Here is a 26,959-nt window from a genome sequence, read left to right as displayed (position 1 = left end):
GCATGATGATATCGGCGTGATCAAGTGCAGCATCAGTCGCGTTAACCATCCGCCAGTCTTGGCCCGGGACTTCGCCGAACAAAGTGCGCGCGATCAGCGTTCCCTGACCGGCAAATGGCAACCTGGCTGCGGCCTCGAAGGTCATCGGCAGCTTCGTTCGCCCGGCGCATTCCGCGATGTTGCGGCTCGGTAAGGCTGATCCCGCCGCGCATGCGCCGATCAGCGTGATCTCGTCAGTCACATCAACGATAGTGGCGCGGCCCAGAAGCCTACGCTCGGAGCTGAGAGGCGTTTTTGGCCTGCCGCGCCAAATGAAATGCCTGCCAACGCTCCGCTGCCGGCGAGCAGCAGCACGATCGCAGGGACATCCGGAGCAGCCGCCTTCGCGACGGGAGACGCGAAGGTCGAGACCTGCGGTGTCGACAACGCGCCGCACGAAGTTTGCAAATTTTTCAGCCGCAGCTCTTGGCATGCCGTTCATGGAAGCTCGCGTCCTAAGCTGGCGCCTGATAGCGGGGTAAGGACGTGTCAATTACGCAGGTGTTGTCGACCGGACAAGCCGCGGCGCATTGCGGCTCGTCGAAATGGCCAACACATTCGGTGCATTTCGTCGCTTCGATGACAAAGCTTCCTCCCTTTTCCGAGATGGCAACGTTCGGGCATAAGGGTTCGCAAGCTGAGCAGCTGGTACACTGAGAGGCGATGATCTTGAATGGCATATACCCCCCTTACGCCGCGGAGATCAGAGCTCCCTGGCGGATCGCGGCGTCGCCGCGCTCCTCGTGCTGGACATCGCCGCTCTTTACCTTGTCGAGATAGGACCTGAACCAGGCGATCGTCGACTTCTCGATGAACTCATGCGCGTATTGATCGACTGGCTCGATCCCGGCCTTGATCAGGTTGCTTTTTGGGCAGCCACCGATCTTGGCCACGAACACCGCATGGCAGTCATGGATGCCACGAATGATGGTCGAAAGCCTGTCCTCCTCGCCATAACCGTCCTGGCAGTAGACGTCGACGCGACGGTGACCGATGAATTTGGCGCCGGATGTAGAAAGTTCATATACTTGGAATTCCTTTGTATGCCCAAAGTGCTCGTTGATGAGTCCCGCACCCTTGGTTGCGACCGCCACCAGAACCGTGATCGCGCTCGTCTCGCCGGCGAACTGTGAAAGCTCTTGTTGGTGGGCCACGACGCTGGCGGCCCGCTCGTCCTCCACCCTGTCTTGATAAGCCTTCCGCGTCCCAAGGTCGTATTTGACGTCCATTTTCATGATCTGATCGGCACTGAACTCTGCGCTGCGATCCTCTCCGATCAGTCCGACAGCATCAGCGCGGCACTGGCGACAATGCCGCATCATGTTCATCTTCCCTTCACAAGCATCCTGCAGCGTCTTCAATTCCTGCGCCGTCGGCCCCCGCTGACCGTTTAGGCCAAACACCGTGCCGTACTCAGGCGCGGAGATCAGCGGCATGATATTGTGAAGGAAGGCACCGCGCGCCTTCACCGCCTTGTTGACCTCGACCAGGTGCTGATCGTTGATGTGGGGGATCATCACCGAGTTCACCTTGCACAGGATCCCACGTTCGCTAAGCATCTCCAGTCCTTGCAGCTGACGGTCGGTGAGTATCCTCGCCGCGTCGATGCCGGTGTAGCGTTTATGGTTGAAGAAGATCCAGGGATAGATCTTGGCGCCGATTTCGGGATCGATCGTGTTGATAGTGATGGTGACGTGGTCGATTCTGGACCTGACGATCGTGTCAATATGGTCCGGCAGAGCCAGTCCGTTGGTCGATAGACACAGCTTGATGTCGGGCGCCGCCTTGGCGACCAGTTCGAATGTCTTGAACGTCTTTTCTGGATTGGCGAGAGCATCGCCGGGACCAGCGATTCCGAGCACGGTCATCTGCGGAATGGCGGTCGCGACCACGAGCACTTTTCTCACCGCCTGCTCGGGGGTAAGCTTTTCGCTCACTACGCCCGGGCGAGATTCATTGGCGCAGTCATATTTGCGATTGCAGTAATTGCACTGGATGTTACAGGCTGGCGCGACCGCCACATGCATGCGGGCGTAATGATGATGCGCTTCTTCGCTGTAGCAGGGATGGTTCTTCACCTTTTCCCAGATTTCGCTCGGCAGATCGCCTTGGCTTGTCTGTGACCCGCAGCCTGCCTGGGCGGTCTTGGCTGCGGTGCGACAGCCCTTATGCTCGGCGGCAGACTGCATCATCGTGCCGTTATCCAGCGCAGCTTTGGCGTATCCTCCGCTCCCCACGATCGCATTCATTCTCTTTCTTCCCCGCAGGCACATTGGCTTCCCAGGACCATCCGTGAGCGAGCCTCAAGACGAGGCGTAGCAACTCACATGCCACGGCGCAGAAGACGATATTTGGTCAGCATGTCATAGCGTTATCGGGCCACGACCGACGTTGAGACATGTAAGAGCGGCAATGATACGCTTGTTAAGAATGCGACAGATACGTCCTCATCCTCACTCAGAACTCTGCTGGCTGGCGCATCAATGATGGTGCCAAAGCGCGCGCAACACCCGGCTTCATCCGAGCGGGCGTTTCGTCCATCGCGCCATCTCACAACTGGCGATACCAGTTGGGCATCGAGCTTCACACATCTAACGGGTGAGCAGTATCTCAACCGCGCAAGGGAGCCGAATCGCAAGCGGCGACAGACCTTGTTCGAGTAGAAAAAGGAACTCGTTGCGCGACAGCGTATCCGGATCGACGATCGCATAGCGGGGGCCACCCGAGCGCTTGATAATCTGCCGCGCATAGCTGCGCAACAGCTGGTCGTTAAAGCGACAGCCGATGAAGAGAAAGGTCCGTCCGCTCCGCCTTTCCTTGATGATGTCCGGAATTGGCGTCTGAATGTCGATCTCGGTCAAGGCCTCGACATAGTCAGCATCGGAGATCAGGAAGTTGTTGGCCGGGTGCACGCTGCCATGCGGCTTATAGAGCACCGTCGCCCAGCTGCCGGCCATGGCACTGTCGACCTCTTGGCCACAGGAATCATAGAAGCGATACCAACGATTCTCGGCAATGCCGGCACGGGTAATGCCCTGAACTTCACCCCATCCCTCGCGCTTGCCCAGCGCGGCGCGCATCGCCCCATCGTACCATGCATCGACGATGACGGGCGGCGACAGGGACGCGAAATGATGATGTAACGGCGTCGGCTCCGCTGATCGAGCGAAGGCCTGCACCATCAATGTCGTCAGCGTAGAGCGATGTTTGCTGACCTCGATATGCTGCGCCGACGCCCACGCATTGCCTTTGATCCGCCGAGGCAGCGCAACCTTGCGGGCGAAGAAGTCGGCCAGCGCCTCGGGCGAGGTCGGCACATCGGATCTGGACAGTCCGGTGAGGCCAGGACCGAGATAGGGAACCACGCGCGCAGCCCTTAACCCGGCAGCGATGTCCGCGAGCATGGTCTTGGCATCGGCTGCATCGACAAAGTCGACCCGCCGAGGCCCCTTCACGGACCCTCTCCGTCCGCGCTCCGCTTTTTAGCGTCGATTGTGATCGGTAATTTTGTATCGCTCGCCATCTTGGGCAAATCGAGTACCCAGCCATTGGCTATTTTGATCCACCCGCCCCAGAGGGTCTCATATTCGGACTCGACGATCGGCTCTTCGAGATCTTTCTTTGGTACGTAGATCGACAGGCCCGCGTCCGGAGACCGGCGGATCATGATTTTCACGTTGAACTCCTTGACTGTGAATCATGGCTGGCCAAGCGGGCCGACTCCCGCGAAGTGGCGCGCAGACGAGCCACGATGTCAGACACGGCGCACACGACCTCGTCGACCTCCGCGAATGAGGTTTCTCGCGATAGCGAGAAGCGCACCGCACCGCGCATGCTCCACGCCGGCACCCGCATGGCCTGCAAGACATGCGATGGCTCCATTGAGCCCGCGTTGCAGGCTGATCCGAGCGACACAGCAATGCCGGCCCGATTGAGATGGTGGGCGATCGCTTCGCCTTCGAGATGGTCGAAGGCAATATTGGTCGTGTTCGCTAGCCGGTTGCTGATATCGCCGAGCGCAATACACTCGCCAATGTGCAGTATTCCCTGCTCGAGGCGGTCGCGCAACGCAGCAATGCGAACGCGCTCAGGTTCGAGCCGCTCCGCCGCGAGCTCTGCAGCCTTTCCAAGGCCCACGATTGCGGGAATATTCTCCGTGCCGCCGCGGCGCCGTCGTTCCTGCGATCCGCCCCAGATCAGCGGTCGGAAACTTGTCCCCTTGCGCAGATATAGCGCGCCGATGCCTTTGGGTCCATGCAGCTTGTGCGCGGATAGCGACAGCATGTCGATCGCACTGTCCTTAAGGTCTACGCGCATCTTGCCGACGGCCTGGACCGCATCGGTGTGAAACAGCGCGCCCGCCTCATGGGTCAACCCTGCAAGGAACTCTACAGGAAATATCGTACCGGTCTCGTTGTTGGCCCACATAACGGAAGCAATCGCTGTCCGTGGCCCGAGAGCGCTGCGAAACGCCTCGATATCGAGCCGGCCGCGGGAATCTACCGGTACGACATGCGTCTTGACTCCGCTTGCCCCCAATTGCTCCGTTACGGCAAGAATGGCAGAATGCTCGACCGAGGTGGTGACGATCTCGTCGCGGCCCTCTTGGGTCGCAAGCGCAGAGAGAATCGCGGCATTGTTGGCCTCGGTCCCTCCCGAGGTGAAAACGATCTCATGATCGTATGCGCAGCCTAGCAACCGCCGTAAGCTACCCCGGGCCTGCTTCACGGCGACTGCGACTTCGCCGCCAAAGACATGCGTGGATGATGCGTTGCCGAATTGCTCTGTGAAGAACGGCAACATGGCTTGCACGACGGATGGATCGGTCCGGGTCGTTGCATTATTGTCGAGGTAAATCGGCACTTGAATCCCGCTCAATCCAGCGCCTCGCCGACAGCCGCAATCGGGACGAGACGAACGCATTCGCCTATTTTGTCGATCAGCCTCGTCTGAATGCGGTCCAGCGTCAGTCTAGGACGCTTACAGAACGCGGATGCGCCGTTCAGACTGGCGATGGTCCTGTGGCTATTGGTCCGGATGAGCCGACGGTCGCCACGATCGCCATGCAGATCCGCTCGCATCTGTCCGATTGCGTCGCGAATGCGAAGCGCTCTCGCAGCCGACGACTGCCATACTTCTTCCGGTTCGGCCAGCATGCTGCGATGTTTCCTCTTTATTAGCTGAACGATTTGCCGCAGGAGCAGCTCGCGGCGGCGTTCGGGTTTTGAAAGATGAATCCGGAACTATCCGGCGCCAGGACGAAATCAATGGTCGTGCCGATCAGATGCTCATGGCTCTTGCTGTCGACAAATACCTTCAGACCCCCGCGTTCGATCACGGTGTCACCAAGCGTCGGCACCTCGGCCAAGCCCATCTTGTATTTGAACCCATTGCAGCCGCCTGCTTCGACCAAAATGCGCAGGCCGCCGGTCGGGTGCATTGATGATGCCATCGCGCCTTTGATGGCACTCACTGCGCTATCTGTCAGGTTGATCATGGCTTACCCTCTCATGAGCTAGGTCTGCCCGACAATGGCAAGTCATGTGCCAGCGTGCACAGCTTGATCCCGCTTACTTTTTTTGGTGGCATCTGTCGGCTTCATCAGCGCCGGTGTCGAGTTTGTGACAACGCTGCCTGGGACGATCGCCTCTCGCATAGGCGTTTTGTTTCGCGGCACGGCTGGAGGTCGTTACAGAGGCGGCGGCAAGCAACTTGCATCGCATCTGGCATCGGCCAGCGCGCCGGTGAAAAGCTCAAATCGAGGACGAATTTAATGACTGCAATCGAGAACACCGCACTCGGTCGACTTGAGAAGGAGGGCCGCCTGCTCAATGCTGTACTCAAGGGCGGGACGACCAAGCCTGGCCGGTTTGGCTTTCGCGGCGACATAGCACTAAAATTTCAGACGCAAGTCGCGGACGAGAAGCGGCCGCCGGACTATTCGATCGAACAGGTTCTGACGATCGCGCAGGACGGAGAACGTACTATCCCGGTGCTGGCCGGCTACCTGCACTCCTTCGCTTATCTTGCTGACGTCGCGGCCGTGCTTGACGGTGCGTTAAGCCAAAAGGGCAGTTATTTCTTGTTCTGTAACAACGTCGATTTGCTGGCGAAGTACCACATCAAGCTCGGTGGCATTACCTTCCACGTCCTGCCGTGCGATGAATCCACTGTTTGGAAGGAGATGATGGACCTGGTCGGGCTCAACAAGGACGACCTCAAGAAGCTGGATGCGGGCGGCAAGCTTGATTACCTCCTCGATGCGGCGAAGGCTCTCGACCTATCTTACGACGAGATCTCCTATGAAGACGGGCTGGAGAGGATGGAGCCGGTAAAAAACCGCAACGAGAACCGGCCGGTTTGAGCGCGGACTTCATTCGTCCCGGGACGCGCCGTCTTCGACAAGACGCACGCCGACGACACAGATATCGCCATCCAGCACTGTCAAGGCGATTGGCGTGAGCGTTCTGCCCTTGCACGGACCATCGACGCACAGCCCGGTTCCGAGCTCGAAGGTGGATCCGTGTTTGCCGCACATCAGCCGGACGCCGTCTGGATCGAGGAACTCGTTTCGTTCCCAGTCCAAAGCAACGCCGTTGTGCGGACATCTATTGAGATAGCCAAGCACCTTCTTACCCCAGCGTACCACAACGATGGACCACGGCCGGTGATTGCCGTCATGATCGAGGACCATAAGGTGAAATCCCATGGCCTTGCGGCTCGGAATGTCGTTAAAACCACAAATCGCGTAAATAGCATCTACTTGCATTCACTGCTCGCCTATCACAAGGGCTCTGCCCTGTTGCTGTGCCTTGTGCTGCAAGAATCGTCGGAGTTCTGCTCGGCGTTCTCTTAGCCCAACGCGCAGCCTTAGCGGTGCCGCACGACTTGACCGGCTAGCAGAACCGCAAGCGCGTGCGCAGCTCGTTGCTCCTGGCGTAGGGGATCCATTCCGGCTTCCCAGCGTACGCGCATTGGTACTCCCAGGGTCTCTATAAAACAGGGTCTCTATAAAACTGATGCTCTATTGTACTGATAATTACATCCATTTGCTGGACGAGCCCGACAAGACGCTCGATCGTATGCTGGAACGCTCGCTTGGTCGCACACCCGATGGGGCACCTCGCGCTAGCCGTCGCAGAACGATTTTCACGATCGCCAACTTCGCAACCCGTTCAGTGATACCAGATTCAACGGAAGTACTGACATCGTGAGCGCAATCGGTTCCCGCATTTGCCTCAGATTGCCGCTCAAAAGCCGGATTAAAACAGGTCCTCTCCCAAACCGCACACCAAGGCCCTGCTGGCTAGGCGAAGCAGGCCCCCCGGCTCGATGACACAAGGCCGGCCCAACTCCACCAACCAACTCGCGAACTGGCATCTGGCAAGCATAAGGGAGCGCGACGTGGCGCGCGCTCCCCTCAAGGCTACGCCTTCTGCTCGTACGCGAGCCAGGGCGAAAAACCCATCAGTTCCGCCTCACTCCCATTATTCCGAATCGCTTTCAACAGCCATTCGTCGAAGTTCACGCTCCAAATAAAACGAGGGATCATCGTCAGATGAGTCCGTCTCAACGCTCTCTCGACGACCGCTGCCGGCTTCTTCGACCTTGGAAAGATATTTTGTAGGCTTGCCTATTCGCTGCCACTCGTTGTTCTCGTTCTTCGTCCACACTTCGGGATTCTGGTGAGGGTCGAGCACCCAGTGATTGCGACCCACGTGAACAAAACCCATTTCAGCTAGACGGGGCTCCATCCCCGGTCGGGCAGGACGCGACAATACCAATGGATGATCGCCGTCCAAACGCAATTGATGCTCGAGCAGGATATCGCCTGCGTTTTCGACAAGCGGGTGAGTAACGCGTAGATTTACTACGGACGTGATATCGTTACGCCCGAACTGTTCTCGAAACCGGTCTCCCTTGATCCGGACCGGGCCACCCACTGCTAGCAGGCCGACACTTTCCTCACCCAGCTGATAGCTGAAAAACTTCGCGGGGTTATTCGGATCACGGTAAGTGTTGGCATAGGATCCAGCAACAGTTGCAGCCCACTCAGCTTTCCTCGAAACAAACTCAGAGTACTCTTGTGGGTTGTCGGCGATGTCCCTGATATCGCGACGCAAGTATCTCTCCACGAGATCCATGAAGTCTTCTTGTTCGTCGATTTTGATAATGGGTGGATCGGAACTCAGAGAGTATGGCGCCGCGGCCCCCGACGACGACCCACCTCGCTCCATGCGCGCAACTGTTTCCGCAAAACGGGGGCTATCTCCCGCCTCGCTCGAATCATCAGCTTGATTCGCGCTCGTGGACTGGCTGGATGAGCCAACGATTCTGCCATACATCCGGATCGCTCTCCTATCGGCGAATTGCACGCAATCGAGCTCGTGCCGCGCAAGCTCTGCAATGAGGATACAATCTCTAGCTGACCACAAGCTTACCGCGCCACCGGCCCACTACGGGGTCGGCAAGGCATCCGCCGGAAGACAGACAACGACTCGGCCGCCCTAAGGCTCCACTGGATAGGTGAACCGCGCGTCCCTTGTCGCGGACGGGCGATCAACGACGTGCCGCTCGACGTTGTTGCTCTCAACCAGTACTAAAATACCCGATCAATCATTTCCAAGTCACTTAGTCTCGGAGGTTTGAGCACGATGGCCTGATCAAAGATGCGAGCTCACTGATCACGTGCGCGTCACCCGCCCAGGTCGCGCATGTGATTGCACTATCCTTTCCTGCTGCTGGACGAGGCGGTCCTCGCTCACGTGACTTCAGCTCCGACTGAGGTGTGGATCTGACAATTGGCCGGGCACACTCTTGCGCAGGCGCCGCAGCCGATGCAGGCGCCCTGATCATTTAGAACCATGATCTTCTTTTCGATCTCATCATCCGCGTCATCGTCTAGATCGACAAGCTCGCCCTCTTCGCTGATTCCCTTCAAAGTCATGACATCTCGACCGCACACCTTGAAACAGCGCCCACAACCGATGCACTTCTTGTCATCGATCGATGTCAAGTATTCTGGTATCCACTCGCGGCCATCGCGCGCTGCAAATGACATGAGTCAGCCCCTCTGGTTATTTTCCAGCGCCTTCAAATCATGGCTCTTGCGCTCGAGTTCGGCATAGGCATCGTACGCCTTCTGCGCCAGCGTCATAATCGAGCTCCAGTTGACAGGCAATTCCTCCGACAGATCGTGCAAATCCATTTTGGCTTGCAGCGCTTTGCCAGACAGTTTCTTCAGTTCTGCTTTCAATGCTTCGCGATCGCTCATGAGCGCCCTCAATAGTTAGCCACGTCCGGAAATCTGCGAATCATCTCGATTCCGTCGTTGACATATTTGTCGCCTTCCTGTGCCAGCTTTACGAGATTAACGAAGCCGAAACGATGTACATCGCGTAGCTGCTTGCTCACGGCGATCAGCCGTCCTGCGATCAACACCACGCGGCCGAAGCCTTCATGATGCAGCTTCATAATGGGCTGGATCATCACGCCGGTGACCCTCTCGATCGAGAGCGCGACCGCGTCGAAGAATAGCTCAAGCCGCCACAGCGTGTCGGGATCGGGATCGCCGACAATCGGCAAGGCGCGCCGCTTCTCCTTGTCCAAGATGTAGGGTTCGAGCAGGTCGAGATCGCCCTTGCTCGCCCAGGCGCCGTTGGCATCCTGAGCGCGCCAAATCTTGATCAGCTCCACGAGGAACGGCGCGTCGATGCCGCTACCCTGCCGCACGATTTCTTCGGTCATCTCACCTCATTCGTCGAACTCAAACGCGCGGCGCTGGTCCTTGGCCATGGCCTTGCGCAGCCAGGGAGGTGGCGTTCCCTTCAGTACGTCCTGAAGCTTTTCAAGCAGCATCAGGATGCTTTCCGGCTTGCTCACCTTGATAGGATGGATCTTGTTGGCCACCACCCTCGCGGCACCAGCACCGCCGATGGCGGCGACGTAGAGAATTGCACAATCCTTGATTGCATCGATCTTAGGCGCCAACTTATCGTAGTTGCCGTCTTCCTTGAGATCGCCCTCAAACTCAATTGCTTTAAGAAAGACGTGCCCGCCCGGCGCGACATCATAAATTGCGATATTCTTCGCCCAACCAAAATGTGCATCGACCCGTCTAAGATCTTGCGTAGCGAATGCGACCTTCATGCCGTCGACCTCTCAGCTGCGCCACTCGAGCTGTGGCCGGCTCGTCGTGGCAGTGCGGCCGGAGCCCGCCAGCTATCCGGCGTAGGCTGATGGTTCTCCTCGCGGTCAGCAATCACGAGATTGGCGATATCGAAGATCATGTCCCGCGTACCACGGTAGCCGACGGATAGTTGGTGTCCTGCACCAAGCCGATCGAACATCGGAAAACCTGCGCGATAGAACGGAATTTTCAGCCGAGCCGCCGCTTGCCTACCATGCGAATGCGTGACCAGTAGGTCGCATTGCTTGGTTCTGGCGAGTTCTTTTAGGTCCTCGAGGTCGCCAATGAGGACCTCCTCGGTCTTAACTCGCTCAAGAACGACCGACTGCGTCGTTGTCACTGCTGCGGTCACCTGCGCACCCATGTCATGCAGCATACTGGACAGGTCGAAGAGGAGGTCTGGCTCGGCGGCGATCGCAACTCTGCGACCACCAATATGGAAGTGCGCGTCCAGCATTGCATCGGTGAGCTGGCCACGCTGACGCCGATATTTCACCGGTACGGGGCGGCCGCTGATCTCGCTCAAAAAGGCGATGAATTCGTCGTTAGCATCCAGACCGCAAAGCCGTTCGAACAGACGAAATGGCACGCCGCCCTTGGCCTGCAGGACCTCCGCCGCGCGTCGCATCTGTGCGCCAATTGCGATCGTCCATTGAGCGCGTCCCATGCTCGCAATTTCGTCGATGCCGATGCCGCCTATGGTTGTCGGCGTAAACTCATCGGGGATATGCCCATCAAGCGAGCCTGCCAGATCAGGCAAAAAGGACGGCCGCAACCCGAAATCCTCCAGGATGGCCCGGAGTTCGTCTAGATCACCGGGGGTGAGGTGGCATCCTGGAAGAACATTCACCTTGGACGGGTCGCGCAGTCCACTCACGCCCGGCTCCTCGACCAACGCCTCCACAATGCGCGCCACAGCCTTCTCCCAGCCGTCCTGGAACGCTCCCTTGAAATCTGGTGTCGAGACATAGACCAGCGGCAATTTTGCAAGTTGCGGATGCTTGTCCCGGATCAGCTTGAGGTAGGCATCGACATCGTCGCCATTGGTCTCTGTAACCCCGGTTGAGCAGATCCCCACGATCTTTGGCTTGGCTCGCCTGTGGATATTGAGTATCGCCTGCTCGAGATTCTCGTAGCCACCGAGCACGGTTGCGACCTCGCTCATAGCGGTGGTTTGCAGCGGTACTGCTTCCTTGAAGTGGCGCACGAAGAGCGTGAGCCCGAAGGATGTACAGCCTTGCGAGCCGTGCAGAAGCGGCATAGCCCCACGCAACCCCATAAAGGCGAAGGCTCCGCCGATCGGCTGGCTCATCTTCAGCGGATTGACCGCACAAGATTTAGTAGACGCTTTGACGAGGGCCATAACAGGTCCTTATTCTGCGGCCTGTGGCAGGGCAGATGGTGAGGCCGCCAAGATTCCCTCGATGCGTCTGTTGCAGCAGCCGCCGACCGCATTGGTGTGCTCTCTGACAGCTTCCACGCTGATCAAGCCATGGGCGGTGATCGCATCCTCGATTGTTCCGAGATCGACCTTGTTGCAGAAGCAGATCTCCTTGGCTCGGCGCGCCGTTTCGCCGAGCACAGGATCGCAGGCGATCTCGGCCAGCGGTGATCGCATCTGCACCATCGCCTTCGCCAAGAATTGCCATGGCGCAGGTCGACGCAGCTGCTCCCACATCGGATTGGAGAGCGACTTGTCGATCTCCTCCACCAGTTTGACCGTTCCAAGATAGCCCAGATAGGCATGGCACCGCTCTTGGTTGATATCGATCCAGGGCATCGCCGCCTTCAGTGCGACAAACTGCGATTTGCCGCCCGACAGCATGATGTCCGCTTCCGCTTCTTTCAACATTCTGTACATTTCGCGCGGCGTCATCTCCTCGATCATGTGGGCATCCTGCCCCATCAGCTCCTTGATGCGTTCCTTGTCCTCCCTGGTCGATTTCTTCACGCTGGTTCCGACCAATTCGAGACCGGCTTCCTGCAGTGCCGCCACGACCGACCATGACTTGACGCCGCCGGTAATCAACAAGGCCTTCTTGCCTTTGAAACGTGGCTTGTACGGTTCGATGGCAGCCCAGGCGCGCGTTTCCTCGCGCGCGATCACCGCATCAGTGCGCCCGAGCAACTCTTGGGGGGCGCCGCGCTCGACCAATAAGCGGGCGATCTGGCGAAGCGAATCACTCGAATCCTGGATACCGTAGAACGACCCCTCGAAGAACGGGATCCCGTAGCGTTCCTTCATTTTGCGTGCGACGTTGATCATAGATTTTGAGCATGCCAACATCGCCGCCCGCGCACGATGAGAAGAAGCGACCTCGCGATACTTTCCGTCGCCAGAGATGCAGGAGAGAATCCGGACTCCGAGTTCGTCCAGCAATGGCTTCACTTGCCAGAGCTCTCCTGAAAGGTTGTATTCTCCGATCAGGTTGATGTCGTACGGCGTTGTGTAGTCCGGCTCCTGCGTTCCGATGACATGTTCGAGCAGGGCCTCGCCGGCGAGCTTGTTACCCAGGTTTTTGGAGCCAACGAACCCCGGGGCATTGATCGGTATAACTGGTTTGCCGAACCTTTGAGACGCAGCCTTGCAAACCGCATCGATATCGTCGCCGATCATCGCCGGGATGCAAGTCTGATAGACGAAGATCGCGGGAGGGTCCCACTTATTGATGATTTCTGTGATTGCCTTGCACAGCCGCTGCTCGCCTCCGAATACGATATCTGTTTCGTTCAGGTCGGTTGTGAATGCGGTCCGCCACAGATTTGAGCCAGACGACGCCGAGCCGCGATTGTCCCAGGAGTTGCCTTCGCACGCAATCGGACCGTGCACCAAGTGAGCGACATCGGTAAACGGCTGCAGCGCGATCTTGGCACCGTCGAAAGCGCAGCCGCCCGCGGCACTGCCCGGCTGCAGTTGCCTGGTGCAGCCCTTCCTGCGAGCAGCCTTCGACTTACTGCCATTCTTGGCGCAGCCCGGCTCGTCGAAGATATTCTGGACCGTGGCCGCTAGCGAACTCATCCGTTTTCCCCTCAGCAAACTAATTGGAGATTAACCGCCGTGCATTTGTGCCACCGCCGGGTTTGGCGATGGCACGCGCACCGTTCGTCATCAGCGAATGATGTCGAAGCTGTAGTCGGTTTTGCCAAGAAGGTTGGTCTTCTTGTCGATTTCGTCGAAGATCTTGTCGAGGATCTTGACCAGCACATTCAGGCCACCCTGATAACCCCAAACGGGCGAGCGGTGATGGTGATGCCGATCAAAGACTGGAAAGCCAATTCGGATCAGTGGCGTTCCAGTGTCACGCTCGAGGTACTTGCCGTACGTGTTGCCAATCAGAAAATCGACCGGCTCGGTAAATAGGAGCGAGCGCAAGTGCCAGAGGTCCCGGCCAGGGTAGACTTGGCAGCTCTGCCCAAACGGCGAGCTTGCAAGCAGCGCCGCCATTTTTGTCTGCCATGCCTTGTTGCCGTTGGTGGAAAGCACATGGGTTGGCTCGGCGCCCAGTTCGAGCAGAAAGGCAGCTACCCCGTAGCAGAGATCCGGATCACCATAGATCGCGAACTTCTTGCCATGGATATGCGCACTGGAATCGGCGATGGCATCGACCAAGCGGCCACGCTCTCGTGCGAGTTGCTCCGGAATGTCCTTGCCGCCGATCCGCGATAACGCCAGCAGCAAGTCATCCGTTGCGGATATGCCAATCGGGTAGTTGAAGGACACGACATCCTGCCCATGCTCGGCCACGAATTGCAACGTTTTCTCCGTACACCACTCCTGCATGGAGATTGTCGCCTTGGCGTGAACGGCGTTGGCTGCGTCTTCCAGCGTGGTGCCACCGTCATACATCCGGAACTCGCCATCTGTCGGGGTGTCGAAGACTTCGGAGTTGTCGGCGAGTATGGTGTGCTGGATTCCCATCAGTTCCAGGATGCGCCTGATCTCGCGAAGGTTTCCGACGGTATAGCCATCGAAACCGCCGATGATGTTGATGGCCTGGTTCGGCCTGCGCTCCAGCTTCGGCACCGTTCCGGCCTTGCCGTCCCAAAAATGCTCCAAGATGCCCTTGAGCGCGTTGTCGTAGCCGGTGACGTGGCTGCCGACGAAGGCCGGCGTGTGGGCGAACGGCACGTCGAACTCCGCCGGAACCGAGCCCTTCTCTTTGGACGTCTTGATGAAGGCGTTCAGGTCATCGCCGATCACCTCAGCCATGCAGGTCGTGGAGACCGCAATCATCTTGGGTTTGTACATGTTGTAGCTGTTTGCGAGCCCGTCGATCATGTTGTTCAGGCCACCGAATACAGCAGCGTCCTCGGTCATCGACGAAGAGACGCAGGAACACGGCTCCTTGAAGTGTCGCGACAGATGGCTACGATAATAGGCCACGCAGCCTTGCGAGCCGTGAACGAAAGGCAGCGTGCCTTCAAAGCCGACGGAGGCGAATACGGCGCCAAGCGGCTGGCAGGCCTTGGCCGGGTTTATCGTTAGCGCCTCCCGCGCAAAATTCTTCTCGCGGTACTCCGGCGTTTTCGTCCATTCCTTGATACGCTCGACTTCGGCGGGCTCGCGGGGATCCTCGAACATCTTCTTCTTGTCCAGCATCTGCTGGTATTCTGGACCGCGGAACAGTTCGAGATGATCGAGCACGTGCTCGGCACTTTGCGCCATTATTAAGATCCTTTTAATATCGAAATTGACCGCCCCGCTCTCCGCTGAGAGCGAGACTTGTTGCCCTATTCTGCAGCCAAGAGCTTGGCCCTCGGCGTTTCCTTCCAGGGCGCCTTCGTCTTTTTCCAGACAGGCGAGTTGACAGCCATGTCCATGTCGCGCGCAAAGATCGCAAAGCCGTCATAGCCGTGATATGGACCCGAATAGTCCCAGGAATGCATCTGCCTGAACGGCACACCCATCTTCTGGAACACGTATTTTTCCTTGATGCCCGAGCCGATGAGGTCAGGCTGGAGCTTTTCGACGAAGCGCTCGAACTCATAGCCATTGACGTCGTCATAGATCAGCGTGCTGTCCTTTACGTAGTTCTGAGCGGTGCGCTGATAATCGTCGTTGTGGCCAAACTCGTATCCGGTGCCCACGACTTCCATCCCGAGGTCTTCGTAGGCGCCAATCACATGACGCGGACGAAGCCCGCCGACATATAGCATGACCGTTCGGCCCTCCAGGCGCGGGCGATACTTCGCAACCACCGCGTTGACGAGCGGCTGGTACTTTTCAATCACCCGCTCGGCCCCTTCCTTGATCTTGTCGTCGAAATAGGCCGCAATCTTCCGCAGCGATTCTGCGATCTTTGAAGGTCCGAAGAAGTTGTATTCGCACCAGGGGATGCCGAATTTCTCTTCCATGTGGCGGGAGATGTAGTTCATTGAACGGTAGCAATGCAGAAGGTTGAGCTTGGCTCTCGGAGTTGCCTCGAGTTCAGCGAGTGAACCGTCCCCGGACCACTGCGCGATCACCCGCAGGCCCATTTCCTCCAGCAGAATTCGCGATGACCAGGCATCACCGCCGATATTGTAGTCGCCGATGATTGCAACATCGTAAGGCGTCGGCTCGAACTTTGGTGCGCCGTCGGGCTCGAGCTTGTCGAAGATCCAGTCACGCACCGCGTCGTTGGCAATGTGGTGACCTAGTGACTGCGACACGCCACGAAAACCCTCGCAGCGGACCGGCACGATGGTCTTGCCTCCATACTCCTTGGATTTAGTTCTTGAGACAGCCTCGATATCGTCGCCGATCAGTCCGATCGGGCATTCCGATTGGATGGTGATGCCGTTGTTGAGGGGAAACAGCTCCTGGATTTCGTCAAGAACTTTGACCAGCTTCTTGTCACCACCGAATACGATATCCTTTTCCTGGAAGTCGGAGGTGAATTGCAGGGTCACGAAGCTATCGATACCCGTCGTACCAACGTAATAGTTGCGGCGCGATCCCCACGAATACTGGCCGCAGCCAACAGGACCATGGCTGATATGGACCATGTCCTTGATAGGTCCCCAAACCACGCCCTTGGATCCCGCATAGGCGCAGCCCCGGATCGTCATCACGCCGGGTATGGATTTGATGTTGGACTTCACCCCGCAGTCGGACTTGCCGGCCTGGTGAACGTTGAGGTGCTTGGCACGCCTTTTCGCGGTTTTCTCCGGATAGACCTTCAGCACCTCCTCGATCAGCTGTTTGTTGCGAGCCCTGATATCTGCGATACTCTGGGTCGTGGCGAGACTCATCTGATGTCCTCAAGGTTAGCTGTTGCAAGAGCGGCTTCTGACCAGAACTTTTGCAACCAGCATGCCAGCGCTTCGCGAACACAAAACCCATAACGATTAACGGCAGTTAGCGCGTCTCGCGCGGCGGCAACGCCGTTGTTGCGAACGCGACATCGCGCTTTGCTCGGAGGCTTCTTGGTTTGACCTGTTCGAAACGGAACAAGGGGGAGCTATGTGCGAAATGGCCCCGCTCAGCTATCAGCGCGTGTTTTCGTTCTAGGCGTGAACCCACAAATCTGCCGGGCGGACGGCTTGCCAGAATCCGCTATGGCCCGATAGCGACCAAATTCCGCAGCGCGACGAAATAACGCGAAGGGTGAGGAGCGGACGTCAGCTCCAGTTCACGCTACTCTATAAACTTGACGCAATCTCAGACCTGATCCATTCCACGAAGGTCTGCAAAGCGCGGCGCTGACGGCCAGCGCGCGGGAACACTAAATGATGACCAACGTAGCGGATGTCGGTGGAGCGGCCAGCCAGGGGCGCTATCAGGCGCCCCGATGCTATCTCACTTTCAGCCAACCGAGTTGATTCCAACGTCACGCCAACCCCGCCGCAAGCCATGGCTATTGCGAGGAAGCTGCGGTCGAATCGCATTCCATGGATCGCTGGAGGTTCGAGCCCGTTCGCGGCGAACCATTGATACCATTGAACCTGCTTGACGTCGGAGCGAATAAGAACTTGGCTCAACAAATCCTTTGGCTGGCGGATTCTCTTCGCAATCTGAGGAGCACACAGAGGGGTGACGGTTTCTTCACCAAGCGGGATCACTTCGAGGCCCTCACCGCGAGGTGAACCGTAGACGATGTCCAGATCGAAATCGTCGTTCGTGAAGCGGGCGTACTCCGTATTGGCGGCGAGCCGAACCTCCAGTTTCGGTTCGGCCGCGAGAAATTTGGTCAGGCGCGGGGCCAGCCATTGCGCTGCGAAACTTGGGGCACAATGCACCCTCAGGAGCTGCGGCCCGCGACCTGCGACTTCTTCGATCCCGCGCCGCAAATTGTCGAAGGCCGCACCGGCGTGGCGCATCAGGTTCTCGCCAGCAGGCGTTAGACGGACGGAACGAGCACTCCGCTCGAACAGAACGGTGCTCATGGTGCTTTCCAGCTTGCGGATCGCGTGGCTGACGGCGCTCGGCGTCAAATGCAATTCGTCGGCCGCGTCGCTGAAGGAGCCGGTGCGCGCAGCCGCTTCGAAGGCCCGGATAGCGGAGATCGGGATGCTCGACAGCAGCATACCCATAAGTGAACCAGATTCACACATCCAAGACAACTGCGCGTTTGTCCCGGCCGGCCCCTCGGCTCTAGCAATGGGGCAAGAGGACCGGCTGCCACCCGCGGCGTCCAAAACGACAGGGACAGGGAGGATTCGAATGCTGCTTCGCGGCAAAACGGCGATCATCACAGGGGCGGCCTCGCCCCGCGGGATTGGCCTCGCAACTGCCAGACGATTTGCCGAAGAGGGCGCGCGGGTTGCCATCCTCGACATCGATGGGACCGCCGCACAAGCCGCCGCGCAAGGCCTCGGCGGCGCTCATATCGGAATTGCTTGCAACGTCGCCGACCAGGCTTCGTGTCAGAAGGCAGTCGAAGCTGTCGTCGACGGTTTCGGCCAAATCGATATCCTGATCAACAACGCCGGCATCACACAGCCGGTCAAATTCCTCGACATCACGCCGGCCGACTGGGACCGTATCCAGGACGTCAACCTCAAGGGCATTCTGTTCCTGTCCCAGGCAGTGATCCCGCATATGCGGAAGCGCAAGTCGGGATCGATTGCATGCATGTCGTCGGTATCGGCCCAGCGCGGCGGCGGCATTTTCGGTGGTCCGCACTACTCGGCGGCGAAGGCGGGGGTCCTTGGGCTTGCCAAGGCGATGGCTCGGGAATTTGGCGCCGATGGTATCCGCGTCAACTGCGTCACGCCGGGATTGGTAGGCACCGACATCACCTCCGGCAAGCTCAACGACGAGATGAAAGCGAAGATCCTGGAAGGCATTCCGCTCGGACGGCTCGGGGAGGCCAAGGACGTTGCCGGCATCTACACGTTTCTCGCATCGGACCTCTCCGCATACGTCACCGGCGCCGTGATCGACGTCAACGGCGGGATGCTCATTCACTAAGAGCAGCAATGGAGAGACGGATGTCCACGAGTTTACTTGTCAACGCGCCTAGCCTTTCGCAGCGTGCGTGCAACATTCGCCGCAACGCCCTGCGCATGGGCGAAGTTCAAGGCCAGGGCTATATCGCGCAGGCGCTCGATATTTCCGACGTGTTGGCGGTCGCATATTTTCACGCGATGCGCTACCGGCCCGAGGAGCCTACCTGGGAAGATCGCGATCGTTTCCTCCTTTCCAACGGTCACTACGCGATCGCCCTTTATGCCGCACTGATCGAGGCCGGCATTATCCCCGAAGTCGAACTCGAGACGTATGGCTTCGACGAAAGCCGCCTGCCGATGTCGGGCATGGCGTCCTACACGCCCGGCATGGAAATGTCCGGCGGGTCCCTGGGGCTCGGACTGAGCATCGCGGTCGGCATGGGCCTCGGGTTGAAGCGCAAGGACTCCAAGAGCCGTGTCTTCACGCTGTTCTCGGACGGAGAACTCGACGAGGGTTCGAAGTGGGAAGCGATGATGTCGGCTGCACACCACAAGCTCGACAATTTGATCGCGATCATTGACGTCAACAACCAGCAGGCCGACGGCCCTTCGAAACAGATGATGGGGTTCGAGCCGTTGGTCGACAAGCTCGAGGCCTTCGGCTGGTTCGTACGTCGAGTCGACGGCAATGACCTGGACGCCGTCGTGGCAGCATTCGACGCAACGATTTCGCACCCCGAGCCGCAACCGAGGATCATCATCGCCGACACTGTCATGGGCAAGGGAGTTCCGTTCCTCGAACAGCGCGAAAAGAACCACTTCATTCGGGTCGAAGCGCACGAATGGAAGTTGGCGCTGGCAGAACTTGATGCGGGAGACAGGTCATGAAGTCGGTTACCTCAGCTACGCCCCGGAAACCGCGGCTCACAACCTCCGCGATGATCGCGTCGATCGCCGCCGAGGGACAAAAGACGAAACCGGCGCCGTTCGGTCACGCGCTCGTCGAATTGGCCCGGAGCCGTCCCGAGGTGGTGGGCCTCACCGCCGATCTGGGCAAGTACACGGACTTGCACATTTTCGCCAAGCAGTTTCCAGACCGCTATTATCAAATGGGTATGGCGGAGCAGCTCCTCTACGGTGCGGCTTCGGGCATGGCGGCTGAAGGATTCTTGCCCTTCGCTACCACTTATGCGGTGTTCGCCTCTCGGCGCGCCTACGATTTCATCCACCAGACGATTGCAGAGGAAGACCGCAACGTGAAGATCGTCTGCGCCTTGCCAGGTCTCACCTCCGGCTACGGCCCAAGCCACCAGGCGGCGGAAGACCTCGCGCTGTTCCGCGCAATGCCGAACATGACCGTGATCGATCCCTGCGACGCTCATGAGATCGAGCAGATCGTTCCGGCCATCGCGGCGCATCACGGGCCCGTATATATGCGGCTCTTGCGTGGTCAGGTGCCCCTCGTCCTGGACGAGTACAACTACCAATTCAGGCTCGGCGACGCATCCTTGATTCGGGACGGTCGGGATGTCCTGATCATCTCCTCTGGAATCATGACCATGCGGGCGCTGGAAGCCGCAAAGGAACTCGTCGGTGATAGCGTGGACGTGGCCGTGCTGCATGTCCCGACAATCAAGCCGCTCGACCACGGAGCGATACTGCGCGAAGCAGGGAAACCTGGCCGTCTCGTCGTGGTCGCCGAGAACCATACCATCATCGGCGGGCTCGGAGAGGCGATTGCAGCGTTGTTGATGCGCTCCGGCGTCCATCCCACCTTCCGCCAGATCGCGTTGCCCGATGAGTTCCTTGCCGCTGGGGCGCTTCCCACGCTGCACGATCGTTACGGCATTTCGACTGCCGCAGTTGCAAGGCAGATCAAGGAGTGGCTGCGCTAGGCGCGCACCTCGATACGTCAAGTTCGACTGAGGGAATAATCGCTTACGCGGCGTCGCCGCGGAGAACGATGGCCACTGCCTGGCGGTCGGTGCCCGAGAACCGGCGGGAGCAGAAGCGTGCTGCTGGCGATCAATATACCGATACTCAACAAGGAGGAAGCAATGACCAAACGCAAATCGACTGCCATCACCCGTCGCAAGTTGCTCCTGGCCGGCGCGGCCGTCCCCTTGTGCGCCATCCTCAGCCGCCCGGCCGCCGCCGCAGAGTTCACCTACAAGCTCGCGACCGGGCAGGACCCCGCGCATCCGGTGAATGCTCGGGCCAAGGAGGCCGCCGATCGCATCAAGGAAGCGACTAGCGGTCGCCTAGAAATCAATCTCTTTCCGGCCAACCAGCTTGGCTCGGATACGGATCTGCTGACGCAGGTTCGCAACGGTAGCGTCGAGCTTTTCAACCTCTCCTCTCTGATCCTCGCCACCCTTGTACCCGCCGCTGGCATCGTGAATCTCGGCTTCCTCTTCCCCAACTACGATGCCGTCTGGAAGGCCATGGACGGCGAACTCGGCGCCTACATCCGCGCGCAGATCGCCAAGACGCCCGTCATGGCGGTGTCCAAACCTTGGGACAATGGCTTCCGCCACATCACGTCGTCGGGTCGTGAGATCAAGACACCGGACGACCTCAAGGGCTTTAAGCTCAGGGTACCTGCCGCACCCAATCTGACGTCGCTGTTTCTTGCGCTCGGAGCCGGACCAGCGCCGATCAACTTCAACGAGGTCTATTCCGCGCTCCAGACCAAGGTCGTGGACGGTCAGGAAAATCCCCTTCCGATCATAGCAACGGCGCGCCTGTATGAGGTGCAGAAGACCTGCAGCCTGACGGGTCACGTCTGGGACAATTACTGGATCCTCGGCAACAAGCGCGCGTTCCAGAAGCTTCCGCAGGACGTGCAAGAGATCGTGACGCGCGAATTCGATCGCTCGGCCAACGATGAACGAGCCGACATCGCAAAGCTCAGTGAGTCCCTCCGCACCGATTTGACAGCCAAGGGGATGCAATTCCTCGACGTCGACCGATCCGCCTTCCGGCAGGCGCTGGCAAAGACGAGCTTCTATGCCGACTGGAAATCCAAATTCGGCGAGGAGGCCTGGGTTCAACTTGAGAAAGCCGCGGGCAAGTTGGGGTGAGTCATGGAACATGCGCACATGGACGGGGCGACACTCGCTCTTCCTGAGCCTGCCTCCGGATGGCGCAAGGCTGTTGTGAACCTGAACAAGGCATTGAAGCCCGTCGTCGCCATTCCTGCCGCACTGTTGGTCATTGCGGAGGTGATCGTCCTTTTCGTCGGCATCGTCTCTCGCTACGTGCTCCACACCCCGATTGTCTGGTCGGATGAGCTCGCCGGCATCCTGTTTCTATGGCTGGCGATGCTGGGATCGGTCGTCGCCTTCCAGCGGGCCGAGCATATGCGGATGACGGCCATCATTGGCATGATCCGACCGGAAGCCAGGTTGTTCCTTGACGTCTTTGCGACGGCTGCCGCGTTCGCGTTCCTGCTTCTGGTAGTTCGCCCCGCCTACGAGTTTGCGGCCGCCGAAGTCTTCGTCACAACTCCGGCTCTGGGAATAGTCAACACTTGGCGCGCGGCCGCCCTGCCGGTCGGCGTCGGCTTGATGCTGGTCGTAGCCACCCTGAGGCTGGCAGCCACAGCCAATGTGAAGCACCTTGCGGCTGCAATCGCTGCGGTAGGAACGCTGATCGGGGTTCTCGCGCTGCTCGCACCAATCCTTAAACCCCTCGGCAATCTGAACCTGCTGATCTTCTTCGTGTTTATCGTTGGCGCTATGGTTTTCGCAGCGGTGCCGATCGCCTTCGCGTTCGGCCTGGCGACCATCGGCTACATAACACTGACGACCAACACACCCGACGTGGTCGTTATCGGTCGCATGGACGAAGGCATGAGCCATCTCATCCTGCTCGCGGTACCGATGTTCGTGTTCCTCGGCTTGTTGATCGAAATGACCGGCATGGCCCGCGCTATGGTCGGTTTCCTCGCCAGCCTGCTCGGCCACGTTCGGGGCGGCCTCCAATATGTGCTGGTCGGTGCGATGTATCTGGTCTCGGGTATTTCGGGATCCAAGGCGGCCGATATGGCAGCAATAGCGCCTGTGCTCTTCCCCGAAATGACCAGACGCGGCGCGAAGCGTGGTGACCTCGTCGCGCTCCTGGCGGCGACCGGTGCTCAGACCGAGACGATCCCCCCATCATTGGTGTTGATCACGATCGGATCGGTGACGGGTGTGTCGATCGCGGCCCTGTTCACGGGCGGGTTGTTGCCGGCGATCGTGCTCGCGGTCGGACTGTGCGCGGTGGTGTGGTGGCGGTACCGTCGAGAGGATTTGTCGCACGTTCAGCGGGCGACCAGGCGTGAAATCGGCCGTTCCTTTCTGATCGCGATTCCCGCCATTGCCCTTCCATTTGTGATCCGCGCCGCAGTGGTCGAGGGGGTAGCAACAGCCACCGAGGTCTCGACGATAGGCATCGTCTATTCCGTATTGGCCGGGCTTTTTATCTATCGCCGGTTCGACTGGCGTCGCCTCTATCCGATGTTGGTTGAGACCGCGGCTCTTTCCGGCGCGATCCTCTTCATCATCGGTGCGGCGACGGGGATGGCCTGGGCTTTGACCCAGTCGGGCTTCTCGGCATCTCTTGCGAAGTTCATGACCTCCTTGCCGGGTGGTGCGCCGATATTTCTGATCGTCACCATCCTTGCGTTCGTCGTCCTGGGAAGCGTGCTCGAAGGCATCCCTGCCATCGTGCTCTTCGGTCCGCTGCTTTTCCCCATTGCCCGTCAGGTGGGGGTGCATGAGGTCCACTATGCCATGGTCGTCGTTCTGGCGATGGGGATTGGACTTTTCGCGCCGCCATTCGGCGTCGGCTACTATGCGGCGTGCGCCATCAGCCGGATTCATCCCGACGAAGGCATGGGTCCGATCCTGGCGTACATGCTGGCCCTGCTCCTCGGCACGGTCATAGTGGCTGCAGTGCCGTGGATTTCCATAGGTTTCCTTTAAGATCCGCGAAACGTCTCAGCTGCGCGGAGATCGTCCGCAAGGTGAGCTTCTGGCGAGCTAGACAGGTTGTTCGCACAGTTCTTTGCCCCTCGTGGAGGCAACGATCCGGGCGCGAAGCGACACACGGCGTTCAGGGGCATACCCGACTATGGATCGCGCATCGACCAGATCACCATGCGAGTTTTCGAAAAGGCCTGACGTGAATGCGGGTCGTCCTTCGCTCGAAGCTCCGATTACTTTCACGACAGCGCGACTAGCCTCTGAAAGGCCGATCCTACGTCATGTCCACTTCGATCATGGACGACCGGGTCGAGCCACTAGCAAGCCCGGCCAAGTCCGCTATGCCGCCGAAAGCGGAAGCATATGCAAAGCGTTACCGGTACGGCCGCGGGGCGTTGCCGATTGATGGCCGGCCCGAAACATGATTCAAGCTCCGAATTTGGAGCCTCGAATCATGCGCTACGAACTCAGCGATTACGAATGGACCGCCATCAAACCGATGCTGCCGAACAAGCCGCGTGGCGTTCAGCGCGTAAATGTCCGTCGCGTGCTTAATGGCATCTTTTGGGTCCTACGTTCAGGTGCGCCATGGCGCGACCTGCCGTTAGAACTACGGACCCCGCGCTCGACGAAGGCGGACGCAAAGGGAAAACGGCTGCAAGGTGCCCTGGCCGACCAGGCTTGCCAATGCGAACTTAGCTTGCCGAGAACTCAGGTGTTGATCTTCTGCGATGACGATGATCAGGCACGACGTCATTCTACTTCGCAACTCAATGCGGCCTCCCTCTCACCTTGACGCAGCACGCCCGCCGATCACGCAAATAGCTGGCGTGCCTTGATAAGTGCGCGCGCGAGCACATCAATTTCTTCACGGGTGTTGTAAAGTCCAAGGGACGCACGGCATGTTGCCAGTGTGCCGAAGCGCTTGAGCAGCGGCATCGCGCAGTGCGCCCCCGCCCGCACCGCTACGCCGGCGCGATCGACGACGGTGGCAATGTCGTGCGCATGCGCACCTTTCACATCAAACGAGATGATCGGCCCCTTCTCGGCCGGCGTCCCGATCATGCGCACAAAGTTGATGTCCCCGAGCTTCTCCTGCGTGTAAGCGAGCAGTGCGCTCTCGTGCTTGCGGATCTGCACCTTGCCTATCGAATTGATGTAATCCACGGCTGCGCCCAACCCGATCGCCTCAACGATCGGCGGCGTACCCGCTTCGAACCGGTGCGGCGGATCCCCATAAATGACGCCGGAACGCGAGACCTCGCGGATCATCTCGCCGCCGCCATTGAAAGGCGTCATCGATGCCAGATGCTCGGATTTTCCGTAAAGCACGCCGATTCCGGTCGGACCATAGAGTTTGTGGCCGGTCATGACGTAGAAATCGCAATCAATGTCGCAGACGTCGACGCTCAGATGGACGCATCCCTGTGAACCGTCGACCAGCACCGGGATACCACGAGCATGTGCGACCCTCACCAGGTCTTTCACCGGCAAGACCGTGCCGAGCACATTTGACATCTGTGTGATCGCAACCATCTTGGTGCGCGAGGTCAGCAGTCGCTCAAAGTCATCGAGCAAGAAGTTACCGTCATCATCCACTGGTGCCCATTTGATCACTGCACCGAGCCGTTCCCGAAGAAAATGCCACGGCACAATATTGGAGTGGTGTTCCAAGATTGACAGAACGATCTCATCACCCGGGCTGATGCGCTCACGACCAAACGTCTGCGCGACCAGGTTGATTGCCTCGGTGGCGCTGCGGGTGAAGATGATCTCTTCGTTCAAATGCGCGTTCACAAACCGCGCCACCTTGGCACGGGCACCTTCATACGCCTCGGTCGCCGCATTGGCGAGATAGTGCAAGCCGCGATGAACGTTGGCATATTCGCTGGAGTACACCTGCATCATGCGGTCAAGTACCGCATTTGGCTTTTGCGCGGACGCAGCGTTATCGAGGTAGACAAGCGGCTTGCCGTAAACGGTCATGGCCAGCGCCGGAAAGTCACTACGTAGACGGTCGACCTCGTAACGACCATCGCTGACCGCGGGATGTTCGCTCACAGCCGTTCCTGCAGCCAGTGTTCAGCTTGCGCGGTCACAAAATCGCGCAGGTTATCGGCGAATATCTCCTCAATCGACTCTCCAATGAACGCTTTAATGAGCAACATCTGCGCATCCTTGTCGGATAGCCCCCGCGCGCGCAGATAGAATACGAGATTACCATCCAGCGCTCCTGAGGTCGCTCCGTGGCTGCAGGTCACGTCGTCGGCCGAGATTTCAAGTTCCGGCTTATTGTCCGCCTCGGCCTGATCGGATAAGAGCAACGCTCGGGTCGACAGGCTGGCGACGGTCTTTTGGGCGACGGGACGAACAACGATTCGGCCCTGAAACACCGAGCGGCCGCAATCATCAACGACCGCGCGGAACTTCTGCCGACTGGTGCAATGCGGCACGGCGTGGTCGACCACGATTGTTGTGTCGGCGTGCAGTTTATCTTTGATGAGATTAACCCCGTTCGCAGAGAGCTTGGATCCCTCGCCACCCAGCGTCACGAATCCCTGATAGCGATTGATGGAGCCGCTGCACGTCATGCTGAAGAGATCGAGCTTAGCTCGGGTGCCGACCGCGATGATCCCCGACGAGATGTTCACCGCATCAGCGGCGTCAGCCGCTATGCGGAGATGCGAAAGGCTCGCCTCGTCCCCAGCCAGGGCGATTAAGACATCGTTGGCCTGATAGCCGCTCGCGCCTTCGGCCGAGATGAAACTTTGCACCACGGTCGCATGCGCCCCTTTATCGAGCTGCAGATATGAGCGTGTAAAAGCGGACACCGACGATCCCGTTGCGACCTGAACGATTTGAATAGGGCGTCTAATCGTGTTGCCTTCGGCAATCGAAATTACCAGACCATCTGAGGCCATTGCCGCATTGAGCGAGATCACCGCATCGTCCGTCGTCGAAAGCACCAACCCGGCCATTGCGCCAGTGGCCGAATTCTCCAACACCTCTCGCAGTGACTGCACATGGAGCTCGTTTTCCAGCTCGCCGAGATCCGATAGCTCAGGCGCGAATATGCCGTCCACCAAGACCAATTTGACCGCCTGATCGACAGCCACTCGCCTGGCCGACGCCTTTGCGCGCGCCAACGCCGCTGCATCCGGTCGCGGAGCGAGTGGCAACACCTCGCCGATCAGGGCACGCAGATCCGTGTATCTCCAGGCCTCCATGCGCCGATGCGGCAGGCCGGCGCGCTCATAGGCTTCGAATGCCCTCGCACGGATATGGGGGACGAGGCCCGCGCCAGGCAACCGTTCGAGAGCGGCTGCGAGAAAATTGCTCGTTGCGCACCCGGCATCGGCCTTAGCCAATACTTGCTTCATGGGGAAAT

The 26,959-nt window shown here is 58.9% G+C and carries 26 protein-coding genes and 1 pseudogene; 7 read left to right on the top strand and 20 right to left on the bottom strand.

Annotated elements, in window-relative coordinates:
* Positions 1-494: 494 nt before the first annotated feature.
* The 7 genes from ACVW1C_RS27585 to ACVW1C_RS27555 all read right to left on the bottom strand — a co-directional run bounded on the left by ACVW1C_RS27585 (position 495) and on the right by ACVW1C_RS27555 (position 5,536).
* The gene (locus ACVW1C_RS27585; protein ID WP_128970651.1) at positions 495-719 is read right to left on the bottom strand and encodes a 4Fe-4S binding protein; all 225 of its coding nucleotides are present in this window, start codon (positions 717-719) and stop codon (positions 495-497) included.
* Between the two features lie 9 nt (positions 720-728).
* Positions 729-2,288: a nitrogenase cofactor biosynthesis protein NifB gene (gene nifB / locus ACVW1C_RS27580; RefSeq protein WP_456761061.1), complete on the bottom strand. Its 1,560-nt coding sequence runs from the start codon at positions 2,286-2,288 to the stop codon at positions 729-731.
* Between the two features lie 342 nt (positions 2,289-2,630).
* Complete coding sequence (locus ACVW1C_RS27575; RefSeq protein ID WP_456763192.1) at positions 2,631-3,443, bottom strand: SIR2 family NAD-dependent protein deacylase; 813 nt, start codon at positions 3,441-3,443, stop codon at positions 2,631-2,633.
* A 47-nt stretch (positions 3,444-3,490) separates the two neighbouring features.
* Entirely contained in the window at positions 3,491-3,715 is a 225-nt protein-coding gene (gene nifT, locus ACVW1C_RS27570; RefSeq protein WP_076828206.1) for a putative nitrogen fixation protein NifT, read from the bottom strand.
* Positions 3,712-4,917: a cysteine desulfurase NifS gene (gene nifS / locus ACVW1C_RS27565; RefSeq protein WP_456761060.1), complete on the bottom strand. Its 1,206-nt coding sequence runs from the start codon at positions 4,915-4,917 to the stop codon at positions 3,712-3,714. Before nifS ends, nifT begins: the two co-directional genes overlap by 4 nt.
* On the bottom strand, positions 4,914-5,195 hold the full coding sequence (locus tag ACVW1C_RS27560) for a NifU family protein (RefSeq protein WP_456728295.1): 282 nt from the start codon (positions 5,193-5,195) through the stop codon (positions 4,914-4,916). The genes nifS and ACVW1C_RS27560 overlap by 4 nt, the downstream gene beginning before the upstream one ends.
* 20 nt (positions 5,196-5,215) lie before the next feature.
* Positions 5,216-5,536, bottom strand: coding sequence for a HesB/IscA family protein (locus tag ACVW1C_RS27555; RefSeq protein WP_456761059.1), 321 nt, complete (start codon positions 5,534-5,536; stop codon positions 5,216-5,218).
* Positions 5,537-5,812: 276 nt separating this feature from the next.
* Here ACVW1C_RS27555 and ACVW1C_RS27550 point away from each other — a divergent pair, with 276 nt between their 5' ends.
* Positions 5,813-6,403 carry a hypothetical protein gene (locus ACVW1C_RS27550; RefSeq protein WP_456728296.1) on the top strand — a complete coding sequence of 197 codons (591 nt, stop codon included), beginning with the start codon at positions 5,813-5,815 and terminating at the stop codon, positions 6,401-6,403.
* A 9-nt stretch (positions 6,404-6,412) separates the two neighbouring features.
* Here ACVW1C_RS27550 and ACVW1C_RS27545 read toward each other — a convergent pair whose 3' ends face one another.
* The 11 genes from ACVW1C_RS27545 to ACVW1C_RS27495 all read right to left on the bottom strand — a co-directional run bounded on the left by ACVW1C_RS27545 (position 6,413) and on the right by ACVW1C_RS27495 (position 17,734).
* Positions 6,413-6,808 carry a Rieske (2Fe-2S) protein gene (locus ACVW1C_RS27545; RefSeq protein WP_456728297.1) on the bottom strand — a complete coding sequence of 132 codons (396 nt, stop codon included), beginning with the start codon at positions 6,806-6,808 and terminating at the stop codon, positions 6,413-6,415.
* Between the two features lie 718 nt (positions 6,809-7,526).
* On the bottom strand, positions 7,527-8,384 hold the full coding sequence (locus tag ACVW1C_RS27540; RefSeq protein WP_456761058.1) for a host specificity protein: 858 nt from the start codon (positions 8,382-8,384) through the stop codon (positions 7,527-7,529).
* Positions 8,385-8,800: 416 nt separating this feature from the next.
* Positions 8,801-9,100, bottom strand: coding sequence for a ferredoxin III, nif-specific (fdxB, locus tag ACVW1C_RS27535; RefSeq protein WP_456718482.1), 300 nt, complete (start codon positions 9,098-9,100; stop codon positions 8,801-8,803).
* A 3-nt stretch (positions 9,101-9,103) separates the two neighbouring features.
* The gene (locus ACVW1C_RS27530; protein WP_456761057.1) at positions 9,104-9,313 is read right to left on the bottom strand and encodes a CCE_0567 family metalloprotein; all 210 of its coding nucleotides are present in this window, start codon (positions 9,311-9,313) and stop codon (positions 9,104-9,106) included.
* Positions 9,314-9,321: 8 nt separating this feature from the next.
* Positions 9,322-9,786, bottom strand: coding sequence for a NifX-associated nitrogen fixation protein (locus tag ACVW1C_RS27525; RefSeq protein WP_456761056.1), 465 nt, complete (start codon positions 9,784-9,786; stop codon positions 9,322-9,324).
* Positions 9,787-9,792: 6 nt separating this feature from the next.
* Positions 9,793-10,188 (bottom strand): nitrogen fixation protein NifX, encoded by a 396-nt coding sequence (gene nifX / locus ACVW1C_RS27520; protein ID WP_456761055.1) that lies wholly within the window; start codon positions 10,186-10,188, stop codon positions 9,793-9,795.
* On the bottom strand, positions 10,185-11,591 hold the full coding sequence (gene nifN / locus ACVW1C_RS27515) for a nitrogenase iron-molybdenum cofactor biosynthesis protein NifN (RefSeq protein WP_456761054.1): 1,407 nt from the start codon (positions 11,589-11,591) through the stop codon (positions 10,185-10,187). The genes nifX and nifN overlap by 4 nt, the downstream gene beginning before the upstream one ends.
* A gap of 9 nt (positions 11,592-11,600) precedes the next feature.
* Positions 11,601-13,247 carry a nitrogenase iron-molybdenum cofactor biosynthesis protein NifE gene (gene nifE, locus ACVW1C_RS27510; protein WP_456761053.1) on the bottom strand — a complete coding sequence of 549 codons (1,647 nt, stop codon included), beginning with the start codon at positions 13,245-13,247 and terminating at the stop codon, positions 11,601-11,603.
* A 90-nt stretch (positions 13,248-13,337) separates the two neighbouring features.
* Complete coding sequence (gene nifK, locus ACVW1C_RS27505; RefSeq protein ID WP_456761052.1) at positions 13,338-14,894, bottom strand: nitrogenase molybdenum-iron protein subunit beta; 1,557 nt, start codon at positions 14,892-14,894, stop codon at positions 13,338-13,340.
* A gap of 65 nt (positions 14,895-14,959) precedes the next feature.
* The gene (nifD, locus tag ACVW1C_RS27500; RefSeq protein ID WP_456761051.1) at positions 14,960-16,462 is read right to left on the bottom strand and encodes a nitrogenase molybdenum-iron protein alpha chain; all 1,503 of its coding nucleotides are present in this window, start codon (positions 16,460-16,462) and stop codon (positions 14,960-14,962) included.
* A gap of 390 nt (positions 16,463-16,852) precedes the next feature.
* The gene (locus ACVW1C_RS27495) at positions 16,853-17,734 is read right to left on the bottom strand and encodes a LysR substrate-binding domain-containing protein (RefSeq protein WP_456763191.1); all 882 of its coding nucleotides are present in this window, start codon (positions 17,732-17,734) and stop codon (positions 16,853-16,855) included.
* 139 nt (positions 17,735-17,873) lie between these two features.
* On the opposite strand from ACVW1C_RS27495, the gene ACVW1C_RS27490 reads away from it, so the two are divergent.
* The 6 genes and pseudogenes from ACVW1C_RS27490 to ACVW1C_RS27465 form a co-directional block, all read left to right on the top strand.
* On the top strand, positions 17,874-18,623 hold the full coding sequence (locus ACVW1C_RS27490; RefSeq protein ID WP_456734191.1) for an SDR family NAD(P)-dependent oxidoreductase: 750 nt from the start codon (positions 17,874-17,876) through the stop codon (positions 18,621-18,623).
* Between the two features lie 20 nt (positions 18,624-18,643).
* Positions 18,644-19,489, top strand: a complete 846-nt coding sequence (locus ACVW1C_RS27485) for a transketolase (protein ID WP_456761050.1) — start codon at positions 18,644-18,646, stop codon at positions 19,487-19,489.
* Positions 19,486-20,496, top strand: a complete 1,011-nt coding sequence (locus ACVW1C_RS27480; RefSeq protein ID WP_456761049.1) for a transketolase family protein — start codon at positions 19,486-19,488, stop codon at positions 20,494-20,496. Before ACVW1C_RS27485 ends, ACVW1C_RS27480 begins: the two co-directional genes overlap by 4 nt.
* A gap of 162 nt (positions 20,497-20,658) precedes the next feature.
* Positions 20,659-21,684: a TRAP transporter substrate-binding protein gene (locus tag ACVW1C_RS27475; RefSeq protein WP_456763190.1), complete on the top strand. Its 1,026-nt coding sequence runs from the start codon at positions 20,659-20,661 to the stop codon at positions 21,682-21,684.
* Between the two features lie 3 nt (positions 21,685-21,687).
* On the top strand, positions 21,688-23,571 hold the full coding sequence (locus tag ACVW1C_RS27470; RefSeq protein WP_456761048.1) for a TRAP transporter large permease: 1,884 nt from the start codon (positions 21,688-21,690) through the stop codon (positions 23,569-23,571).
* A 454-nt stretch (positions 23,572-24,025) separates the two neighbouring features.
* Positions 24,026-24,202 (top strand): annotated as a pseudogene (locus ACVW1C_RS27465) (transposase); the annotation flags it as partial.
* 182 nt (positions 24,203-24,384) lie between these two features.
* Here the strand turns inward: ACVW1C_RS27465 and ACVW1C_RS27460 are convergent.
* On the bottom strand, positions 24,385-25,632 hold the full coding sequence (locus ACVW1C_RS27460; RefSeq protein ID WP_456728308.1) for a cysteine desulfurase: 1,248 nt from the start codon (positions 25,630-25,632) through the stop codon (positions 24,385-24,387).
* Complete coding sequence (sufD, locus tag ACVW1C_RS27455; RefSeq protein WP_456761047.1) at positions 25,629-26,951, bottom strand: Fe-S cluster assembly protein SufD; 1,323 nt, start codon at positions 26,949-26,951, stop codon at positions 25,629-25,631. The genes ACVW1C_RS27460 and sufD overlap by 4 nt, the downstream gene beginning before the upstream one ends.
* Positions 26,952-26,959 lie beyond the last annotated feature (8 nt).

The organism is Bradyrhizobium sp. USDA 4011 (assembly GCF_054063415.1).
The sequence above is the reverse complement of the archived record's forward strand: the minus strand, read 5'-3'. Positions and strand labels throughout refer to the sequence as shown.

What these genes read in the sequence shown, in the direction of transcription:
- ACVW1C_RS27585 (WP_128970651.1), bottom strand. Translation starts at nt 719, where the DNA reads ATGCCATTCAAGATCATCGCCTCTCAGTGTACCAGCTGCTCAGCTTGC.
- nifB (WP_456761061.1), bottom strand. Translation starts at nt 2,288, where the DNA reads ATGAATGCGATCGTGGGGAGCGGAGGATACGCCAAAGCTGCGCTGGAT.
- ACVW1C_RS27575 (WP_456763192.1), bottom strand. Translation starts at nt 3,443, where the DNA reads ATGCTCGCGGACATCGCTGCCGGGTTAAGGGCTGCGCGCGTGGTTCCC.
- ACVW1C_RS27560 (WP_456728295.1), bottom strand. Translation starts at nt 5,195, where the DNA reads ATGCTGGCCGAACCGGAAGAAGTATGGCAGTCGTCGGCTGCGAGAGCG.
- ACVW1C_RS27555 (WP_456761059.1), bottom strand. Translation starts at nt 5,536, where the DNA reads ATGATCAACCTGACAGATAGCGCAGTGAGTGCCATCAAAGGCGCGATG.
- ACVW1C_RS27550 (WP_456728296.1), top strand. Translation starts at nt 5,813, where the DNA reads ATGACTGCAATCGAGAACACCGCACTCGGTCGACTTGAGAAGGAGGGC.
- ACVW1C_RS27545 (WP_456728297.1), bottom strand. Translation starts at nt 6,808, where the DNA reads ATGCAAGTAGATGCTATTTACGCGATTTGTGGTTTTAACGACATTCCG.
- ACVW1C_RS27540 (WP_456761058.1), bottom strand. Translation starts at nt 8,384, where the DNA reads ATGTATGGCAGAATCGTTGGCTCATCCAGCCAGTCCACGAGCGCGAAT.
- fdxB (WP_456718482.1), bottom strand. Translation starts at nt 9,100, where the DNA reads ATGTCATTTGCAGCGCGCGATGGCCGCGAGTGGATACCAGAATACTTG.
- ACVW1C_RS27530 (WP_456761057.1), bottom strand. Translation starts at nt 9,313, where the DNA reads ATGAGCGATCGCGAAGCATTGAAAGCAGAACTGAAGAAACTGTCTGGC.
- ACVW1C_RS27525 (WP_456761056.1), bottom strand. Translation starts at nt 9,786, where the DNA reads ATGACCGAAGAAATCGTGCGGCAGGGTAGCGGCATCGACGCGCCGTTC.
- nifX (WP_456761055.1), bottom strand. Translation starts at nt 10,188, where the DNA reads ATGAAGGTCGCATTCGCTACGCAAGATCTTAGACGGGTCGATGCACAT.
- nifN (WP_456761054.1), bottom strand. Translation starts at nt 11,591, where the DNA reads ATGGCCCTCGTCAAAGCGTCTACTAAATCTTGTGCGGTCAATCCGCTG.
- nifE (WP_456761053.1), bottom strand. Translation starts at nt 13,247, where the DNA reads ATGAGTTCGCTAGCGGCCACGGTCCAGAATATCTTCGACGAGCCGGGC.
- nifK (WP_456761052.1), bottom strand. Translation starts at nt 14,894, where the DNA reads ATGGCGCAAAGTGCCGAGCACGTGCTCGATCATCTCGAACTGTTCCGC.
- nifD (WP_456761051.1), bottom strand. Translation starts at nt 16,462, where the DNA reads ATGAGTCTCGCCACGACCCAGAGTATCGCAGATATCAGGGCTCGCAAC.
- ACVW1C_RS27490 (WP_456734191.1), top strand. Translation starts at nt 17,874, where the DNA reads ATGCTGCTTCGCGGCAAAACGGCGATCATCACAGGGGCGGCCTCGCCC.
- ACVW1C_RS27485 (WP_456761050.1), top strand. Translation starts at nt 18,644, where the DNA reads ATGTCCACGAGTTTACTTGTCAACGCGCCTAGCCTTTCGCAGCGTGCG.
- ACVW1C_RS27480 (WP_456761049.1), top strand. Translation starts at nt 19,486, where the DNA reads ATGAAGTCGGTTACCTCAGCTACGCCCCGGAAACCGCGGCTCACAACC.
- ACVW1C_RS27475 (WP_456763190.1), top strand. Translation starts at nt 20,659, where the DNA reads ATGACCAAACGCAAATCGACTGCCATCACCCGTCGCAAGTTGCTCCTG.
- ACVW1C_RS27470 (WP_456761048.1), top strand. Translation starts at nt 21,688, where the DNA reads ATGGAACATGCGCACATGGACGGGGCGACACTCGCTCTTCCTGAGCCT.
- sufD (WP_456761047.1), bottom strand. Translation starts at nt 26,951, where the DNA reads ATGAAGCAAGTATTGGCTAAGGCCGATGCCGGGTGCGCAACGAGCAAT.